The 17,161-nt window shown below is 43.4% G+C and carries 18 protein-coding genes and 4 tRNA genes; 9 read left to right on the plus strand and 13 right to left on the minus strand.

Annotated elements, in window-relative coordinates; translation table 11 throughout:
- Nucleotides 1–21 precede the first annotated feature (21 nt).
- The 9 genes from MHN79_RS16445 to lolB all read right to left on the minus strand — a co-directional run bounded on the left by MHN79_RS16445 (nt 22) and on the right by lolB (nt 4,919).
- Nucleotides 22–98: transfer RNA gene (locus MHN79_RS16445), tRNA-Met, on the minus strand.
- A 79-nt stretch (nt 99–177) separates the two neighbouring features.
- Nucleotides 178–252, minus strand: a tRNA-Gln gene (locus tag MHN79_RS16450).
- A 32-nt stretch (nt 253–284) separates the two neighbouring features.
- A tRNA-Leu gene (locus tag MHN79_RS16455) sits at nt 285–369 on the minus strand.
- 38 nt (nt 370–407) lie between these two features.
- A tRNA-Met gene (locus tag MHN79_RS16460) sits at nt 408–484 on the minus strand.
- Between the two features lie 132 nt (nt 485–616).
- Entirely contained in the window at nt 617–1,708 is a 1,092-nt protein-coding gene (ychF, locus tag MHN79_RS16465) for a redox-regulated ATPase YchF (RefSeq protein ID WP_114786798.1), read from the minus strand.
- Between the two features lie 10 nt (nt 1,709–1,718).
- The gene (gene pth, locus MHN79_RS16470) at nt 1,719–2,309 is read right to left on the minus strand and encodes an aminoacyl-tRNA hydrolase (protein ID WP_114786916.1); all 591 of its coding nucleotides are present in this window, start codon (nt 2,307–2,309) and stop codon (nt 1,719–1,721) included.
- Nucleotides 2,310–2,461: 152 nt separating this feature from the next.
- Nucleotides 2,462–3,406, minus strand: a complete 945-nt coding sequence (locus MHN79_RS16475) for a ribose-phosphate pyrophosphokinase (RefSeq protein WP_114786799.1) — start codon at nt 3,404–3,406, stop codon at nt 2,462–2,464.
- Nucleotides 3,407–3,435: 29 nt separating this feature from the next.
- Nucleotides 3,436–4,305: a 4-(cytidine 5'-diphospho)-2-C-methyl-D-erythritol kinase gene (ispE, locus tag MHN79_RS16480; RefSeq protein WP_239173787.1), complete on the minus strand. Its 870-nt coding sequence runs from the start codon at nt 4,303–4,305 to the stop codon at nt 3,436–3,438.
- Nucleotides 4,302–4,919 carry a lipoprotein insertase outer membrane protein LolB gene (gene lolB, locus MHN79_RS16485; RefSeq protein ID WP_239173788.1) on the minus strand — a complete coding sequence of 206 codons (618 nt, stop codon included), beginning with the start codon at nt 4,917–4,919 and terminating at the stop codon, nt 4,302–4,304. Before lolB ends, ispE begins: the two co-directional genes overlap by 4 nt.
- Before the next feature lie 163 nt (nt 4,920–5,082).
- Between lolB and hemA the strand changes: the two genes are divergently transcribed.
- The 8 genes from hemA (at nt 5,083) to ybaK (ending at nt 12,962) form a co-directional block, all read left to right on the plus strand.
- Entirely contained in the window at nt 5,083–6,339 is a 1,257-nt protein-coding gene (gene hemA / locus MHN79_RS16490; RefSeq protein WP_160926246.1) for a glutamyl-tRNA reductase, read from the plus strand.
- 55 nt (nt 6,340–6,394) lie between these two features.
- Nucleotides 6,395–7,483, plus strand: a complete 1,089-nt coding sequence (gene prfA / locus MHN79_RS16495) for a peptide chain release factor 1 (protein WP_160926248.1) — start codon at nt 6,395–6,397, stop codon at nt 7,481–7,483.
- Nucleotides 7,483–8,352 (plus strand): peptide chain release factor N(5)-glutamine methyltransferase, encoded by an 870-nt coding sequence (prmC, locus tag MHN79_RS16500; RefSeq protein WP_239173789.1) that lies wholly within the window; start codon nt 7,483–7,485, stop codon nt 8,350–8,352. Before prfA ends, prmC begins: the two co-directional genes overlap by 1 nt.
- Before the next feature lie 2 nt (nt 8,353–8,354).
- Complete coding sequence (locus MHN79_RS16505) at nt 8,355–8,738, plus strand: SirB2 family protein (RefSeq protein ID WP_114786804.1); 384 nt, start codon at nt 8,355–8,357, stop codon at nt 8,736–8,738.
- 19 nt (nt 8,739–8,757) lie between these two features.
- Nucleotides 8,758–9,567 carry a SirB1 family protein gene (locus MHN79_RS16510; protein ID WP_239173790.1) on the plus strand — a complete coding sequence of 270 codons (810 nt, stop codon included), beginning with the start codon at nt 8,758–8,760 and terminating at the stop codon, nt 9,565–9,567.
- Nucleotides 9,568–9,603: 36 nt separating this feature from the next.
- Complete coding sequence (kdsA, locus tag MHN79_RS16515) at nt 9,604–10,455, plus strand: 3-deoxy-8-phosphooctulonate synthase (RefSeq protein ID WP_239173791.1); 852 nt, start codon at nt 9,604–9,606, stop codon at nt 10,453–10,455.
- Between the two features lie 290 nt (nt 10,456–10,745).
- A complete protein-coding gene (gene ushA, locus MHN79_RS16520; protein WP_239173792.1) occupies nt 10,746–12,404 on the plus strand; it encodes a bifunctional UDP-sugar hydrolase/5'-nucleotidase UshA in 1,659 nt (552 codons plus the stop codon).
- 72 nt (nt 12,405–12,476) lie between these two features.
- On the plus strand, nt 12,477–12,962 hold the full coding sequence (gene ybaK, locus MHN79_RS16525; protein ID WP_239173793.1) for a Cys-tRNA(Pro) deacylase: 486 nt from the start codon (nt 12,477–12,479) through the stop codon (nt 12,960–12,962).
- Between the two features lie 91 nt (nt 12,963–13,053).
- Here ybaK and MHN79_RS16530 read toward each other — a convergent pair whose 3' ends face one another.
- The gene (locus MHN79_RS16530) at nt 13,054–14,301 is read right to left on the minus strand and encodes a uracil-xanthine permease family protein (RefSeq protein ID WP_239173794.1); all 1,248 of its coding nucleotides are present in this window, start codon (nt 14,299–14,301) and stop codon (nt 13,054–13,056) included.
- A 246-nt stretch (nt 14,302–14,547) separates the two neighbouring features.
- Here MHN79_RS16530 and MHN79_RS16535 point away from each other — a divergent pair, with 246 nt between their 5' ends.
- Complete coding sequence (locus MHN79_RS16535) at nt 14,548–15,759, plus strand: DUF2066 domain-containing protein (RefSeq protein ID WP_239173795.1); 1,212 nt, start codon at nt 14,548–14,550, stop codon at nt 15,757–15,759.
- 64 nt (nt 15,760–15,823) lie between these two features.
- On the opposite strand, the gene MHN79_RS16540 is transcribed toward MHN79_RS16535, so the two are convergent.
- The 3 genes from MHN79_RS16540 to arsC are packed head-to-tail and all read right to left on the minus strand — an operon-like array spanning nt 15,824 to nt 17,160.
- A complete protein-coding gene (locus MHN79_RS16540; RefSeq protein ID WP_160926266.1) occupies nt 15,824–16,243 on the minus strand; it encodes a DUF2069 domain-containing protein in 420 nt (139 codons plus the stop codon).
- Nucleotide 16,244: 1 nt separating this feature from the next.
- Nucleotides 16,245–16,814, minus strand: a complete 570-nt coding sequence (wrbA, locus tag MHN79_RS16545; RefSeq protein WP_239173796.1) for an NAD(P)H:quinone oxidoreductase — start codon at nt 16,812–16,814, stop codon at nt 16,245–16,247.
- Nucleotide 16,815: 1 nt separating this feature from the next.
- Nucleotides 16,816–17,160, minus strand: a complete 345-nt coding sequence (gene arsC / locus MHN79_RS16550; RefSeq protein ID WP_160926270.1) for an arsenate reductase (glutaredoxin) — start codon at nt 17,158–17,160, stop codon at nt 16,816–16,818.
- Nucleotide 17,161 lies beyond the last annotated feature (1 nt).

Consider the following 17,161-nt stretch of genomic DNA (forward strand, 5'->3'; position numbering starts at 1 on the left):
TTAAATTAAAGCTTTTAGGAATGGTGGCTACGACGGGATTTGAACCTGTGACCCCATCATTATGAGTGATGTGCTCTAACCAGCTGAGCTACGTAGCCACTCGTGAGCGTGACAATATAAACGTTCACGCTCCTAGTGACAAGCCCTTTTTCTAAAAGGCTCAACACTTTAAATAATTGGCAGGTCTACCTGGATTCGAACCAGGGAATGACGGGATCAAAACCCGTTGCCTTACCACTTGGCGATAGACCTACAAGAGTTAACTGAAATAGCTAACAAATATATGGTGCGGAAGGAGAGACTTGAACTCTCACACCTTGCGGCGCCAGAACCTAAATCTGGTGCGTCTACCAATTCCGCCACTTCCGCATCTATTCCTAAATACTTTAAATTAAAGCTTTTAGGAATGGTGGCTACGACGGGATTTGAACCTGTGACCCCATCATTATGAGTGATGTGCTCTAACCAGCTGAGCTACGTAGCCAGAGCCGCGTTAATGAGTAAAAAGTGATGGCAAAATGAAGAACATTTACCAAGTTTATTTATTTGATTACTCAAGTGAAAAAATAAAGCCAGCCAAGCGGCTGGCTTTTATTGTCAATAACTTGCGCGGAAATTACACATTGAAGCGGAAATGCACTACGTCACCATCTTTGACGATGTAATCTTTGCCTTCCAAACGCCATTTACCCGCATCTTTTGCACCACTTTCACCCTGGTATTGAATATAGTCCTCGTAGCCAACAACCTCAGCGCGAATAAACCCTTTTTCAAAGTCAGTATGAATTTTTCCGGCAGCTTGAGGGGCTGTGGCACCAACTGGAATAGTCCATGCTCTGACTTCTTTTACGCCAGCAGTAAAGTAAGTATGTAGAGTCAAAAGCTCATAACCTGAACGAATTACGCGGTTTAACCCAGGCTCTTCAATACCCATGTCTGCGAGAAACTCTTCTCTGTCTTCGTCTTCAAGCTCTGATAATTCAGACTCTATTGCTGCGCAAACAGGCACCACTACATTGTTTTCTTTTGCGGCAAATTCACGTACAGCATCAAGATATGGGTTATCTTCGAATCCATCTTCATTGACATTGGCAATGTACATGGTTGGTTTGAGAGTCAGAAAATTGAGGTATCCAATCGCTGCAAGTTCCTCTTTTGCAAGCTCAACAGTTCGAGCCATTCCGCCTTCTGTTAGTACGGGTAGAAGCTTTTCTAGAACGACTAATTCGAACTTGGCATCCTTATCACCGCCTTTTGCTTTTTTAGCGTTGCGTTGGATGGCTCGTTCACATGAATCTAAGTCTGCCATAGCTAATTCAAGGTTGATGACTTCAATGTCTTCAATTGGCGAAACTTTTCCTGCTACATGGACGATATTTTCATTTTCAAAACAACGCACTACGTGACCAATCGCATCGGTTTCTCTAATATTAGCAAGAAACTTATTGCCCAAACCTTCACCTCTTGAAGCGCCAGCAACCAGCCCTGCAATATCCACAAACTCCATAGTGGTCGGGATGATTTTTTGTGGGTTAACTATGTTCGCTAGAGCGTCAAGTCGCAAGTCTGGTACAGGAACGACGCCAGTATTTGGCTCGATTGTACAGAATGGAAAGTTAGCTGCTTCGATTCCAGCTTTAGTTAGTGCGTTAAACAGAGTTGATTTACCTACGTTTGGTAAACCAACGATGCCACATTTAAAACCCATGATAATAACCTTATTCTGCTTTGAACGTGTGTAGGCGGTTTTGTGCTTTTGCTAAGCCGTCCTTGAGTAGGATATCCAAGCTACGTACTGCTTCGTCAGTCGCAGCGTCAAGGAGTTCTTGCTCCTTAACTGGTGCCTTACCCAGTACAAAGCCCGCTACTTTGTCTTTGTGCCCTGGATGGCCAATACCTATCCTGAGGCGGTAAAAATCTTTGCAATTACCCAATTTACTTATGGTGTCGCGCAGGCCGTTGTGCCCGCCATGGCCGCCGCCTTTTTTAAACTTAGCGATACCTGGAGGTAAATCCAGCTCATCGTGCGCAACCATGATTTCTTCAGGTTTTATTTGGTAGAACTTGGCCAAAGCGGCAATAGATTTACCTGATAAATTCATAAATGTGGTCGGGATGAGTAAACGGAGATCTTGTCCATGGATGATTAGGCGGCCTGTCATACCAAAAAACTTGGGTTCATTTTTGAGTATGATGTTATGGGCACGCGCCAGCTCTTCAACGACCCAAGCCCCTGCGTTGTGTCGAGTTTTAGAATACTCAGGGCCAGGGTTAGCGAGTCCGACAAGAAGTTTAATTGATTGGCTCACGGTAAAGATCTCTGTTGGCATCTTAAAAGCGCGGTATGATAACACAGAAATATTCGTCTGGGCGAGGTATCCGTTTATCTGGTGTGAATATGAAAAATAAAACACCTCTATGGGAGGTGTTTTAGTACATTCTCTATTGTGTTCAACTTGACCTAATTGAACATTGCTGAGATTGATTCTTCATTGCTGATACGGCGAATCGCTTCTGCAAGCATACGAGATAGACTTAGTGTGGTGACTTTGCCAGTCGCTTGCATTTCTTTTGATAGCGTCACTGAGTCAGTAACTATGACTTGGTCTAGCACTGAATTTTTGATGTTTTGATGGGCATTACCAGAGAAAACAGCGTGAGTGGCGTAGGCGAAAACTCGTTTAGCACCGCGCTCTTTAAGCGCCTCTGCTGCTTTACACAAGGTGCCGCCTGTGTCGATCATATCGTCAACAATCACGCAGTCTCGATTTTCGACGTCACCAATCAAGTTCATAACTTCAGATACGTTTGCACGAGGACGACGCTTATCAACAATCGCGATATCAATATCGCCAAGTGCTTTCGCCGTCGCACGCGCCCTAACCACACCACCAAGGTCTGGTGATACGACAACAGGGTTCTCGAGTCCTCGTGCTTCCATGTCATCAAGAAGAACAGGTGTACCAAAGATGTTATCTACTGGAACATCAAAGAAACCTTGAATCTGCTCAGCGTGTAGGTCGATGGTAAGTACACGGTCAACACCAACGTTCGACAAAAAGTCAGCGACGACTTTGGCAGTAATAGGTACACGTGCAGAGCGAACTCGGCGGTCTTGGCGAGCATAGCCAAAATAAGGGATAACTGCTGTAATACGGCCCGCAGAAGCGCGGCGCATTGCATCAATCATCACGACCAATTCCATTAGGTTATCATTAGTTGGTGCGCAGGTAGATTGGATGATGAAAACATCACTACCACGTACATTTTCGTTGATTTGAACAGCGACTTCGCCATCAGAAAAACGAGAAACAGTTGCATCACCAAGGGAGATGTAGAGACGATCAGCAATACGTTGGGCTAGTTCAGGTGTAGCGTTACCAGCAAATAGCTTCATATCAGGCACGGTAGAAACCTCAGGGTTGCGTCCAGTATTTAGATTATATTATGTGCTAAGCAATAGTTAGCAAGTGTCTCATAAAGAGGTGAAGTGTTTTTCCCTCTAGCTACGAAAGCTGAGACATTGTCAGGCAATAATTCAAGAACCTTGTTGGCCTCATTCTGGCTTGAAAACTCAGCAAAAACGCAGGATCCGGTCCCGGTAAGTCTTGACGGCGCATATTGTAACAGCCATGAAAGTTGCTTATCAACCTCTGGGTACAGCATTCGTACAACTTTTTCGCAATCGTTTTCGTAAGGACTGCTTAGAAGCGTATCTAGATCACGTTTTGGCGAATCTCTGTGCAGCTTCGGATGGGAAAATATCTCGGCGGTGGCGATAGATACTCCTGGTCTCACTACCAGATAGTATTTTTCTTCAGGCTGAGCTTTTGCTAGTTTTTCACCGACACCTTCGGCGAAAGCAGCAAAACCCTGTGTGAAAACTGGCACATCGGCGCCAAGAGCTAAACCTATCTGTGCAAGTTCATCTTGAGATACTTTCGTCTGCCAAAGATGGTTTAGTGCAACAAGCGTGGTGGCGGCATTTGAAGACCCACCACCTATACCTCCACCCATGGGTAATTTTTTATTGAGTTTGATATGGGCGCCATAGGTGCAATTCTTCTTTGTTCTTAAGGCATCCGCTGCTCGATAAATAAGATTGTCTTTGGTCGGCACACCCGGAAGTTCAGGTTCAATGGTAATCTTGCCAGTGTTATTAACCGTTATAGTGAGTTCATCACCATAATCCAAAAATTGAAATAAGGTCTGTAAGTCGTGGTAACCATTATCTCTTTGCCCTGTAATGTACAAGAATAGATTAAGCTTTGCGGGCGATGGCCAAACGGTGGTGTTATGGATCATTGTTCAATATTCCAGTCGGAAATGATGATATTTATTTTGATATTTCCCTGCGTTAACTTGAGTTTGTGTGGCAATGGGAGTGTTTGGTGTTGATATTGTACGTCTTGATAACTTAGATAATCGAGTTGCCAAACTTTACTCTGCACTTGTTTAGTCAGCGAAGCTAAAGTATTAGTGTCGTTAAGCACAAAGTTATCGGCACCTTCAGGACTACCTAAAAACCAGCTATTGAGCTGTTCAACTGGCAAATTCAGCCCAGTGAGGCGATAAATAAGTGATTGAGCATCATGAGAGGTAAAAGTCTCATCTTGGTAAGTCTCGATAGAGGAGCCTTCAGGGGTAATTTTTAGGTTGAGTGCTGTTTGGCCAAGAAAAGTAGTTAGCCGCAGCTGTTTAAAGCTTGAGCTGTGTTTCCACTGGAAGTTGAGTGACTGGCGCTGCTCGGGTGAAATATAGCCGAGTTTTCCATTGGTTTTGTATTTATTTATTGAGGCAAGTTTTTGCTGTTGTGTTTGCCATTCAACATTCGTAGTACTTGGATCAATGGAAGCACAACCTGAGAGAAACAATCCGCTGAGTATAAAAGTGATGAAGAGACGAGAATTGACCGTCATTGTGTAATATTTGTCCATGTTGAATGGTGTCAGTGGGCCAGAGTATACCATTGAAATCACGAAGTGATGAAAACATATCCTTAATGGCCTTTAATTAAATTAGGGCATAAAGTAAAATTCTGTCCTTGTTCGCTTATTCGCTGATTCAGAGAAACTTGATTACATGTCATTGCTTGCTATCGGTATTAACCATAATTCGGCTTCCGTTGAACTACGAGAGAAAGTCGCATTTGGGCCGGAAAAATTACCACAAGCACTTAAGCAATTAGGTGATAATCCATATGTAAATGGTAGTGTTATCATTTCTACCTGTAATCGAACTGAAATCTACTGTGATGTTAAAGCATTAGGAAAAAGCAAAGTTATCGATTGGCTTGCTCAATTCCATCAAATTAGTCCTGAAGCCTTAAAGCCCAGTTTATATGTTCATGAAGAGCAGGCCGCAATTCGTCACTTGATGCGTGTCTCATGTGGGTTGGATTCTCTTGTCCTAGGTGAACCCCAAATTTTGGGACAGGTAAAGCAGGCATATTCTGATTCGCGTCAGCATCAATCGGTTGACACGGCAATGGATAAACTGTTTCAGAAAGTCTTCTCTGTAGCAAAACGCGTTCGTACAGAAACCGATATCGGTGGTAATGCTGTTTCGGTAGCGTATGCGGCTTGTACACTTGCTAAGCATATTTTTGAGTCATTACGGGAATCTACGGTTCTGCTTGTTGGTGCTGGCGAAACCATTGAGTTGGTGGCTAAACATCTCGCGAGCAATGGCTGTAGTGATATGATAGTTGCGAACCGAACTTATGAACGTGCTGAGCCTTTAGCCGAGCAATTCGGCGCACAAATTATTGGTTTGCCAGAAATACCTAATCATCTCGCTCGTGCCGATATTGTGATAAGCTCCACTGCAAGCCCTCTGCCCATTATTGGAAAGGGTATGGTCGAGACCGCACTAAAAGCTCGCCGACATCAGCCTATGTTATTGGTCGATATCGCGGTTCCCAGAGATATCGAGTCTCAGGTTGCTGAACTCGATGATGCTTATCTTTATTCAGTGGATGATTTGCAATCGATTGTTGAAAACAACATGGAGCAACGTAAGGTCGAGGCGATTCAAGCTGAAGCGATTGTGAGTGAAGAAAGTGCGACATTTATGTCATGGTTGCGTTCGTTGCAGGCAGTCGATAGTATTCGGGATTATCGCAATGCGGCCAATGATATTCGTGAAGATCTTCTTAATAAAAGCTTACAGTCTTTAGCGGCAGGCACAGATCCAGAGAAAGTACTGCTTGAGCTTAGTAATAAGTTGACCAACAAATTAATCCATGCCCCAACTCGTGCTATGCAAAGTGCCGCTGAGCAAGGTGAGCCTGCCAAGCTTGCGACAATACGACAAAGTTTGGGTCTTGAAGACTCTTAACACCCTTGGTTGGTTTCTGCCAATCAACTAAATAGAACCCTGAGTTAATAAAACTATGAAAGCCTCGATTCTAACTAAGCTAGAAACACTCGTTGAACGATATGAAGAAGTTCAGCATTTACTTGGTGACCCTGATGTCATTGGTGATCAAGACAAATTTCGTGCCCTGTCTAAAGAATATTCCCAGTTAGAGGAAGTGACTAAGTGCTTTCAAGCTTATCAGCAAGCCCAAGAAGATCTGAAAGCGGCTGAAGAAATGGCAAAAGAAGATGATGCTGAAATGCGCGAAATGGCGCAGGAAGAAATCAAAGAGTCGCGAGAGACCATCGAGCGCCTCAATGACGAGCTGCAAATTTTGCTCCTGCCAAAAGATCCAAATGATGATCGCAATTGCTTCTTAGAAATTCGCGCAGGTGCAGGGGGAGATGAAGCGGGCATTTTTGCCGGAGATTTATTCCGCATGTACAGTAAGTTTGCTGAGAAGAAAGGTTGGCGTATTGAAGTGATATCGTCCAATGAATCTGAGCAGGGCGGTTATAAAGAAATGATTGCCAAAGTCAATGGCGATGGAGCATACGGTATCTTAAAGTTTGAGTCAGGCGGACACCGTGTACAACGTGTCCCTGCAACAGAATCACAAGGTCGAGTACATACTTCTGCCTGCACAGTAGCCATTATGCCAGAAATTCCAGAAGCGGAAATTCCAGAAATCAAAGCAGCAGACTTAAAAATAGACACCTTCAGAGCTTCTGGAGCAGGGGGGCAGCACGTCAACACAACAGATTCTGCAATTCGTATTACTCACTTGCCGACAGGGACAGTGGTTGAGTGTCAAGATGAACGCTCACAGCATAAAAATAAAGCTAAAGCTATGTCAGTGCTGGCCGCGCGTATTATACAAGCAGAAGAAGCCAAGCGTGCCGCCCAAGAATCTGACACTCGCCGAAACCTACTTGGGTCTGGCGACCGAAGCGATAGAATTCGTACCTATAACTACCCACAGGGACGTGTTTCAGATCATCGTATCAACCTAACGCTTTATCGTTTGAGTGAGGTAATGGAAGGTGATCTTGTAAGCTTGATTGATCCTGTTATTCAAGAGCACCAAGCAGATCAGCTTGCTGCCTTGGCAGAGAATAATTAATGAAGCAATCATCTAGCGTTGAGGATACGCTGAAGTCTGCGACTGAAAGGTTAACAGTGAGCGGCAGTGAATCGCCTTCTCTTGATGCATCAGTATTGCTCTGTCATGTACTAGATAAACCAAGATCTTTTCTGCTGACTTGGCCTGACAAGCTATTGTCTATCGAAGACACACTGGCGTTTGAGAAAGTTTTGCAGCGTCGTATCAAAGGTGAACCTGTGGCCTACATTTTAGGTCAACGAGAGTTTTGGTCTTTGCCTTTGCAAGTCGCTCCAAGCACGCTTATTCCTCGCGCAGACACAGAACGCTTGGTGGAAATTGCATTAGAAAAAGCACCTCAAATATCAGGCGATATTCTAGATTTAGGCACAGGCACAGGAGCCATCGCTTTGGCGATAGCTTCTGAGCTACCCCAGCGTCAAGTTTGGGGTATTGATGTTAAAGAGGAAGCAAGACAGCTAGCAGAGTCAAATGCATTAAAGCTTGGCATTGAAAATGCTAACTTTCTCTGTGGTGATTGGTTTACCCCTTTGGAGGCGGGCACACAGTTTGCTTTGATTGTGTCAAACCCTCCTTATATCGAAAAAAACGATCCTCATCTTACGCAAGGTGATGTAAGGTTTGAGCCTTTGAGTGCGTTAGTCGCTCAGGATAACGGCCTTGCAGATATCAAACATATTTCTCAGCAAGCAATGGGCTTTTTGTTGCCTGGCGCGTGGCTGATGTTTGAACACGGGTATGACCAAGGAAAATCGGTGAGAGATATTTTAAGCGCTTTGGGTTATCAGAGCATTACCACTTACAAAGATTATGGGGAAAATGACCGAGTGACTGTGGGTCAATTTTCTCTATGCCAGAAAGAGAAATAATTATGTATGAAGGTTTAAAGCATTTTCATTTATTGACAGTAGTCATTAGCGTCACTTTGCTATCACTGCGTTATGGGCTGATGATGGCAAACTCTGGCCTGCTGGAAAAGAAGTTTCTCAAAGTCTTCCCCCATATCAATGACACATGTCTATTGCTTTCGGGTATTGGGCTTATTTTCATCACCAATTTCATTCCATTTACCCCAGCAGCGCCATGGCTAACTGAGAAAATTACGTGCGTTCTTGCGTATATAGCTCTTGGTGTTTTTGCGCTTAAATTAGGCAAAAACAAAATGCTGCGTACATTTGCTTTCTTTGGTGCTTTGGGCTGGATCGCAATGGCAGGCAAATTAGCCGTTACTAAAATGCCAATGTTGCTTGGTTGAGGAGAGTGTAAGAATATCCATGGTAGAGCTATTTGACGAAGATTTTGACGCGATTGAACTGGCTGAGGGTGCACTGATTTTAAATAAAGCCATCGACCCAAAAACCAATGACATATGGGCAAGAAACGAGCTTCAACGTTTGCTCAAAGAGGCCGAACTTACCCTTAGCCATGAAATCGGTGAACAACAACGATTTGATGCCTTATTGCGTCTTTTTTACCATCAATGGGGATTTTCTGGTGATCAGGAGGCTTATTATGAATCGTCGAATGCGTTCGTCGATAAAGTGTTAGAGAGCAGGAAAGGGATTCCGGTCAGCTTGGGTTCGATACTATTATATTTGGGTCGTAAACTTGGTTTACCTGTATCTGGTGTGACTTTCCCAAGCCAATTCTTAATCAAGTTAGAATGGTTTGGTGAGGCGCCAAAGTTCATCAATCCTTTTAATGGTGAATATGTTTCCAAGCAGGTACTGAGAGCTTGGTTAATTGGCCACAGCGGTCCATTAGCTAAGCTTAAACCTTCGCATCTTAAATCCGTCGACAACCCAACCGTTATTGGTCGCTGGCTAGCATTGCTAAAGAGTACTTTGCTACGTGAGGAGAAATATACACTAGCATTAAAATGTACCGATCTTGCACTGAGTTTTGTACCTGATGACCCCTATGAAATCCGTGATAGAGGATTTATCTATCAGCAATTAGATTGCCATCAAGTCGCGCTGAGTGATTACCAATACTTTATCGATCAGTGTCCTGATGACCCCGCCGCTGAGTTACTCAAAAATCAAGTTAATGCGATGAGCTTGACTCAGGTTACTGTGCATTGAGCATGGTAGTAAACAGACAGAAATAGAGACTACAAAATGGATCAAAAAATCGTTCAAGTTGGTGATATCCCAGTTGCCAATGATAAGCCGTTTACCCTATTCGCAGGTATGAACGTTCTTGAGTCTAGGGATCTGGCGATGCAGATTTGTGAGCATTACGTAAAAGTGACAGAAAAGCTGGGAATCCCTTATGTATTCAAAGCTTCTTTTGATAAAGCAAATCGCAGCTCAGTGCACTCTTATCGTGGCCCTGGACTAGAAGAAGGAATGAAAATCTTTCAAGAGATTAAGGATACTTTTGGCGTTAAAATCATTACCGATGTGCATACAGCAGAGCAAGCTCAGCCAGTAGCCGATGTGGTTGATGTGATTCAACTGCCGGCCTTTTTGGCACGCCAGACCGATTTAGTTGAAGCAATGGCTAAAACGGGGGCTGTGATTAATGTTAAGAAACCGCAGTTTATGAGCCCAAGTCAAGTGGGTAACCTAGTTGAAAAGTTTGCAGAGTGTGGCAATAAGCAGGTGATTCTTTGCGAGCGAGGTTCTTGCCATGGTTACGACAATCTAGTGGTTGACATGCTTGGCTTTGGAGTGATGAAGAAAGCATCAAATGGCAGTCCGATTATTTTTGATGTGACACATGCACTGCAAATGAGAGATCCTTCAGGTTCTGCATCTGGTGGTAGAAGAGAGCAGACGGTTGAATTAGCGAAGGCTGGTTTGGCAACAGGTATTGCAGGTCTATTTATTGAATCGCATCCTAATCCGGACAAAGCGAAATGTGATGGCCCTTCAGCTTTACCGCTCGATAAAGTAGAACCATTTTTAGCTCAAATGAAGGCTTTGGATGACTTGATAAAAGGCTTCGAGCATATTGAGATTAACTAATTAAAAAGTCATATAGGCTAACGCATGCGTTGGCCTTTTTTGTACCTGATGAAAAGTAAATAGTTAGTGTATTAGTGAGATAACATCAACTAGGTCACTTTATTAGGTATTCAATTATCAATTATGGTGATCTAAACAGCATAACTATCAAAACAAGATGCTAGCTTGAACCGCTTAAATTAAACTAGCCCGACCTTTTATTGAGCATGATCTCACAACAAGTTCGTTAATTGCTCAATGAGTCTAAAACCCCATTCATTAAACAATTCTATATGCTCAAAGGTATGATAATGAAGCAACGTTTGATTTTTAAAACCGCATTAAGTGCCGCTATTCTTACCACTCTTGCTAGTTGTGCAACGGCACCTAAGCCAGAGTGGGAAGCGGATAAAACTTACAAGCTGACCGTTCTTCACACCAACGACCACCATGGCCGTTTCTGGCAGAATAAATATGGTGAATACGGCATGGCAGCGCGTAAAACGTTAATTGACGAACTACGTGCAGATATAGAGAGTGAGGGAGGCAGCGTTCTTCTTCTCTCTGGTGGTGATATTAATACAGGTGTTCCTGAATCAGACCTTCAAGATGCTGAACCCGATTTTAAAGGTATGAGTAAAATTGGCTACGATGCTATGGCACTTGGAAATCACGAGTTTGATAACTCACTGGATGTGCTTTTTAAGCAGATAGAATGGGCCAACTTCCCAATGCTATCTGCCAACATTTATGACAAGAAAACGGGCAAACGCATGTTTCAGGCATATCAGATGTTTGAAAAGCAAGGAATAAAAATTGCCATTATTGGCCTAACAACCGAAGATACTGCCAAAATTGGTAATCCTGAGTTTATCAGTGGTATCGATTTTAGAGATCCTAAAGAAGAAGCAAAGAAGCTGATTGCTGAAATCAAAAAAACCGAACACCCTGACCTAATTTTTGCTGTGACCCATATGGGCCACTATGAAAATGGCAATCGTGGCATTAATGCCCCTGGTGATGTGGCATTAGCACGATATCTCGACGAAGGCGATTTGGACATGATTGTTGGCGGGCATTCTCAAGAGCCTGTTTGTATGGAAGGCCCGAATATTGTCAAGAAGCGCTTTAAACCTGGCGATGAGTGTAAACCCGACTTTCAAAACGGTACCTATATTGTGCAAGCGCATGAATGGGGCAAGTATGTTGGTCGTGCCGATTACGAATTTCGTAATGGAGAGCTGGAGATGGTGAGTTACAACTTGATCCCAGTGAACTTGAAGAAAAAAGTAAAAATTGATGGCAAAAAGCAGCGTGTCTTTATTCAAGATGAAATTGCAGAAAATCAAGAGATGCTCGATTTCCTTCGTCCATATCAAGAAAAAGGTAAAGCACAATTAGACGTTAAAATTGCTGAGTCCAACGGCAAATTGGAAGGCGATCGAGATGTGGTTCGTTTTCAGCAGACTAACCTTGGGCGCTTAATTGCAACTGCTCATATGGAACGAGCGCAAGCTGATTTTGGTATTATGAACTCTGGTGGTGTACGTGACTCCATCGAAGGTGGAGACATCACTTATAAAGATGTGCTTAAAGTTCAGCCGTTTGGTAATATATTGACCTACACGGATATGACGGGCAAAGAAGTACTAGATTACTTGAATGCGGTTGCAACCATGCCTGTAGACTCCGGCGCTTATGCCCAATTTTCGGGCATTTCAATGACAGTATCCAATGATAAAGTCTCGAATGTTTTCATTGGTGGCAAGCAGCTCAAACTAGATAAGACATACCGCTTTACAGTGCCAAGCTACAACGCAGCTGGTGGTGATGGTTACCCTAAAATCAGTGACCACCCTGGCTATGTGAACACTGGCTTTGTTGATGCTGAAATATTGAAAGAATACCTGAAAGAGAACAGCCCAATTGATGTTAACAAGTTCGTGTCGAATGAAGTTGTGTATAAATAATTGGACTACCTAAGATAATTGAGACGCTGGGTTTAGGATTCAGCGTCTTTTATTTTTCATAATGGAACCTCTATGACTCCCGCCATTAACCTTGCTAAGAAGAAGAAAATCCCGCATACCATTCATGAATATAAACATGACCCTCGTGCAGAAAGTTATGGATTAGAGGCTGTTAAAGCTTTGGGGCAAGACCCAAGTGATGTGTTTAAAACGTTATTATTTAGTCTTAATGGTGACTCCAAAAACTTGGCTGTCGCGGTGATTCCTGTCGACCATAAACTTAATCTAAAATTGGCTGCCAAGGCGGCGAAAGCGAAAAAAGTAGAGATGGCAAATCCTGAAGTTGCTCAAAAAATCACAGGGTATGTTGTTGGAGGAATAAGCCCTTTAGGACAAAAAAAGGCCCTGCCTACTTATATTCATCAAAGTGCCCAGAGCAAAGCAACTATCTGTGTTAGTGCTGGCAGGCGTGGAGTAGAAATCGAACTTGCACCACAAGATTTAGCCTTATTAACGAGAGGTCAGTTTGCTGAGCTTTGTTTGAATAGAGATGACTAGTACTGCGCTGATCTTATCTACGCAGAGGAAAGATAATGGGTTAGCCTTTGACTGGAGACCATAAGACTAACCCATGCAAAGCTTGGGTTGCTTAGTTTATTTCATCTTCAATTTGCGCGTTATCAACAATCTGATTTTCGCCCAAAGTTTTTGGTAGGATTAAGTTAAGCAATATAGCCACAATCCCGCATAGACTGACGCCTTGTAAGCTAAACTCGCCAATTCCAAAAGCCATGCCACCAATACCAAAAACAAGAGTGACAGCAACAATCACTAAATTACGAGATTGATGTAAGTCGACCTTATTTTTGATTAAAGTATTTAGGCCTACCGTCGCAATTGAGCCAAACAAGAGAATCATAATCCCGCCCATAACTGGCATAGGAATGGTTTGTAATACGGCGCCAAGTTTTCCGACTAGAGCAAGAATAATGGCAGTGACCGCCGCCCAAGTCATGATGACCGGATTAAATGCTTTGGTAAGTAATACGGCGCCTGTGACTTCAGAGTAGGTTGTGTTTGGCGGAGCACCGACCATGGAAGCCGCCATTGTTGCAATACCATCACCAGCTATCGTGCGATGTAGGCCCGGTTTTTTCAGATAATCTTTACCAGTCACATTAGATATCGCAAGCATATCACCAACATGTTCAACGGCTGGAGCAATAGCAACGGGAATCATGAATAAAATGGCATTAATATTAAATTCAGGCGCTGTGAATTTGGGTAGAGATAACCAAGCAGCCTGTGTTACTGGGCTAAAATCAACGATGCCGTACGCAAGACTTGTGAGATAGCCTGCCAGTATGCCACCTAGAATGGGCATTAACTTAACAAAGCCTTTCGCATACACACTGATAGCAATAGTGGTGACAAGTGATACGCAGGAAATAACCAAAGAGGCGTTCGCATCTATCAGTTGTGTTCCATCCCCTCCTTTTCCAAGCGCCATATTTACAGCCACGGGTGCTAAGCCTAAACCAATGACCATAATGACAGGTCCAACAACAACTGGAGGAAGAAGTTTATGGATAAATCCAACACCTCTGACTTTAATAAAAGCACCTAACACGACATAGACTAGGCCCGCCGCCATGAGTCCGCCCATAGTTGCTGGTATACCCCAAGTTTGAACTCCATACAAAATAGGGGCAATGAAAGCAAAGGAAGATGCGAGGAAAATGGGTACGGCTTGGCGAGTAACAAACTGAAAAAGCAGAGTGCCTAGGCCTGCGCCAAAAAGAGCGACACTTGGATCTAGACCAGTTAATAATGGTACTAATACCAGTGCACCGAATGCAACAAAGAGCATTTGTGCTCCTTGGATGGCATTTTTCATCTTACAATTTCCTCTATTAACTCAGACCAATGTGGCGGCGATATGCTAGCCACAAAACGCGCCGGATCTTATCACCTCAGCAAACGATTGCAATCTGTGTAGGATCAAATAAAAGTCAATATGACGGAGTAAACTTGCCAAGTAGACCAAAGTGTATGTGAAGATAAAAATGCGCTTTAGTTGCTCAGCGAGAGATAGTTGCTTATCATCGTAAGCTGGAAATGATTAAATGATGTTAGGATTGCTATGCGCCGTTTAGCTTCTTTGGTTTTGGTATTTGCATGCTTTCCCGTGCTTGCTCTAACCAACGTAGATTTATATCAGACTGAGATTGTACTCGACTCAGGGGTTGATAATGCTGATGCAAAGGCCCGAGTGAGTGGAATGAAAGAGATTATTGTTCGGGCATCGGGTGATTTAGATGCTACGTCTAATCCTGTTATTCAGAAAGCTTTAAAGCAAAACTCTCAGTACTTATCGCAAATTAGTCATGGTCAACTCGAAGGCCAGCAAACGTTAAGAATGGGATTTAGTGGGCCTCATATTCGCTCTCTTCTGAGTCAAGCTCAGGTGCCAGTGTGGCCAGCCGCTCGGGCTAATGTTTTAGTTTGGTTGGTCGAAGAGGCGCAGTACGATAGAAGCATCACTTGGGAACATTCTGAGTCTATGGTGCTGACGCAAATGAGAGTTGAAGCGGTCAAGCGAGGTTTACCGCTCACTGTACCTGTCGGTGATTTTGATGATATTACTGGCGTTGCTGCTTCGGATCTTTGGGGGGGATTTGCCCGCCCACTTAGCCAAGCGAGTCAGCGCTATCCTGTTGATGCAGTGTTACTGGTGAGATCAGATGGCACTTCACTTCGTTGGACCTTGTATGATCAAAAACCAGCAACTATTGGTGTAACACGTCAAGCTCCCCTATCTGGGTCCAACTCTGGAGAAGAGGGCGCTTCAAAAATGATTAACCAAATTAGCGACTACTATGCCAATAAGAGCTCAGTTGTTGTAGCTAGTGAATCATCGGAAACGGTTAAAGTTCGTTTTACTACCCTAAAAAATGCGGTCGATTTCTTCAACTTAGAAAAGAGCCTCAAGAAATTAAGCTCAGTTGCCTCCTTGGATATCCTAAAAATTCAAAGTGATCAGGTTACTTTTAACGTGCATCTATTAGCGTCTCAAGCTCAGTTTGAACAAGAGCTTGGTCGTATGGACAAGGTTATTCCGCTTAATAGTGCATTGGATTCCATTCCCTCTAATCTTCAAGAGAGCGAAAGTGAGTTTTCAGAGACTGTATTGGATCCTGAGCTGAACTCTTGGGATGAGAATAGTGTTGACCTTATTCCTTCTGAGCAAGTTCTTATGTTTGAATGGAAAGGTACACCTATTGTTGCAGCGACTGAAGAGCCACAAGAAGTGGATCCCACGATAGAGTCTGATGAAACTGTGATTGAATACTAAAAAGGTCTGGCTTTTGCCAGACCTTTTCATTTTCAGCCATAAACCACTTTAAGTCGGAGAGGTATTATTCAAACCTTTGTTTTTCTTCTTTTTCGACTTTTGATAGCCGTTTCAATTTTAGCCCTAGCTCTTGCCCACGAAATCGTGCAAATAAAATATTACTGACAAAAGCAAGGCTTGTTAGTGCGAGTTCTATAGTAGCAAGCCAACGCTCTCCGTCGTCAATATACAAGATGGTGAAGGCATGCAGAAAATACAGCATAAGGAAGAAGTTTGCCCATGCATGGGTATAGGGTTTACCCATTAATATTCCCGGTAAGGGTAAAATTAGTGGGACACTCCATGCTATGGCCAGTGCAATATGGTTGATATGAGGGTGAGGAGATAAGTAAAATTGCCATGCAAAAATCCAAGTAAGTAATCCTAAATTTCCACACAAAGCTAGGATGCGGACGAGCTTGGTGCGTGAGTGCATTTCCTGCATTCTAACTTCCTCTCAGTGTTAGTGCTGTTGCAGCAAGGCGTTTACCTAGGTTCTGCGCAAGCTCAATTTCTTCTTTTGTGAGATTATTGCTGCCATGGCTAACAGTCGTCGCTCCATAGGGAGTTCCGCCAGATTGAGTGGTATGTAGTTTTGGCTCTGAATAAGGTATACCCATAATAAGCATGCCATGGTGAAGAAGCGGCAACATCATGGTTTGCAATGTCGTTTCCTGCCCTCCATGCAAACTAGAAGAAGAGCTAAACACACAAGCAGGCTTATCGATTAAATCGCCTGATATCCATAGGCTAGAAGTTTGGTCCCAAAAGTGTTTCAAAGAGGCGGACATATTGCCGAACCAAACCGGGCTGCCCATCGCTAATCCATCACATGACATGAGCTCGTCTAACGTGATTATTGGATCTTGAGCGTCACCTTCTGACTCAATATCATCGACTGTTCGGATCCAAGCTTCACAATTAGGAGTGGATTCGATACCACGGGCAATTTGCCTTGCTAAGTTACGAGTAGAGCCGTGACGGCTATGATAAAGGACCAGAAGCTGACATGTCATATTATAAAATCTCAAGTACCTGTTCAGGTGGACGACCATGTTTCGCTTGACCACCTTTGACGACAATAGGGCGTTCAATCAGTTTGGGATTGTTAGACATAGCTTCAAACAGCTTTTGATCGGATGCACTGGCAAGACTAAGCTCTTTGTATATGTCTTCTTTGGTGCGCATCATATCACGGACTTCTTTCAAGCCTAGCTGAGAGTACAAAGTCTTCAGTTCCGCCACAGTTGGTGGTGTTTCTAAGTACTTAATAATTTCAGGTTGGATGTTTTTTTCTTCCAACAGCGCGAGTGTTTGGCGGCTTTTAGAGCAACGTGGATTGTGATAAATCACGACTGACATA

The sequence above is a fragment of the Vibrio sp. Of14-4 genome (assembly GCF_022347625.1).
Lineage (GTDB): Bacteria > Pseudomonadota > Gammaproteobacteria > Enterobacterales > Vibrionaceae > Vibrio > Vibrio pristinus.

Excerpts from the sequence above, each read along its gene's own strand:
- MHN79_RS16535 (WP_239173795.1), top strand. The coding sequence starts at position 14,548 with ATGCGCCGTTTAGCTTCTTTGGTTTTGGTATTTGCATGCTTTCCCGTG.
- hemA (WP_160926246.1), top strand. The coding sequence starts at position 5,083 with ATGTCATTGCTTGCTATCGGTATTAACCATAATTCGGCTTCCGTTGAA.
- kdsA (WP_239173791.1), top strand. The coding sequence starts at position 9,604 with ATGGATCAAAAAATCGTTCAAGTTGGTGATATCCCAGTTGCCAATGAT.
- MHN79_RS16505 (WP_114786804.1), top strand. The coding sequence starts at position 8,355 with ATGTATGAAGGTTTAAAGCATTTTCATTTATTGACAGTAGTCATTAGC.
- wrbA (WP_239173796.1), bottom strand. The coding sequence starts at position 16,814 with ATGACATGTCAGCTTCTGGTCCTTTATCATAGCCGTCACGGCTCTACT.
- arsC (WP_160926270.1), bottom strand. The coding sequence starts at position 17,160 with ATGTCAGTCGTGATTTATCACAATCCACGTTGCTCTAAAAGCCGCCAA.
- ybaK (WP_239173793.1), top strand. The coding sequence starts at position 12,477 with ATGACTCCCGCCATTAACCTTGCTAAGAAGAAGAAAATCCCGCATACC.
- MHN79_RS16530 (WP_239173794.1), bottom strand. The coding sequence starts at position 14,301 with ATGAAAAATGCCATCCAAGGAGCACAAATGCTCTTTGTTGCATTCGGT.
- lolB (WP_239173788.1), bottom strand. The coding sequence starts at position 4,919 with ATGACGGTCAATTCTCGTCTCTTCATCACTTTTATACTCAGCGGATTG.
- MHN79_RS16510 (WP_239173790.1), top strand. The coding sequence starts at position 8,758 with ATGGTAGAGCTATTTGACGAAGATTTTGACGCGATTGAACTGGCTGAG.
- MHN79_RS16540 (WP_160926266.1), bottom strand. The coding sequence starts at position 16,243 with ATGCAGGAAATGCACTCACGCACCAAGCTCGTCCGCATCCTAGCTTTG.
- ispE (WP_239173787.1), bottom strand. The coding sequence starts at position 4,305 with ATGATCCATAACACCACCGTTTGGCCATCGCCCGCAAAGCTTAATCTA.
- prfA (WP_160926248.1), top strand. The coding sequence starts at position 6,395 with ATGAAAGCCTCGATTCTAACTAAGCTAGAAACACTCGTTGAACGATAT.
- ychF (WP_114786798.1), bottom strand. The coding sequence starts at position 1,708 with ATGGGTTTTAAATGTGGCATCGTTGGTTTACCAAACGTAGGTAAATCA.
- ushA (WP_239173792.1), top strand. The coding sequence starts at position 10,746 with ATGAAGCAACGTTTGATTTTTAAAACCGCATTAAGTGCCGCTATTCTT.
- prmC (WP_239173789.1), top strand. The coding sequence starts at position 7,483 with ATGAAGCAATCATCTAGCGTTGAGGATACGCTGAAGTCTGCGACTGAA.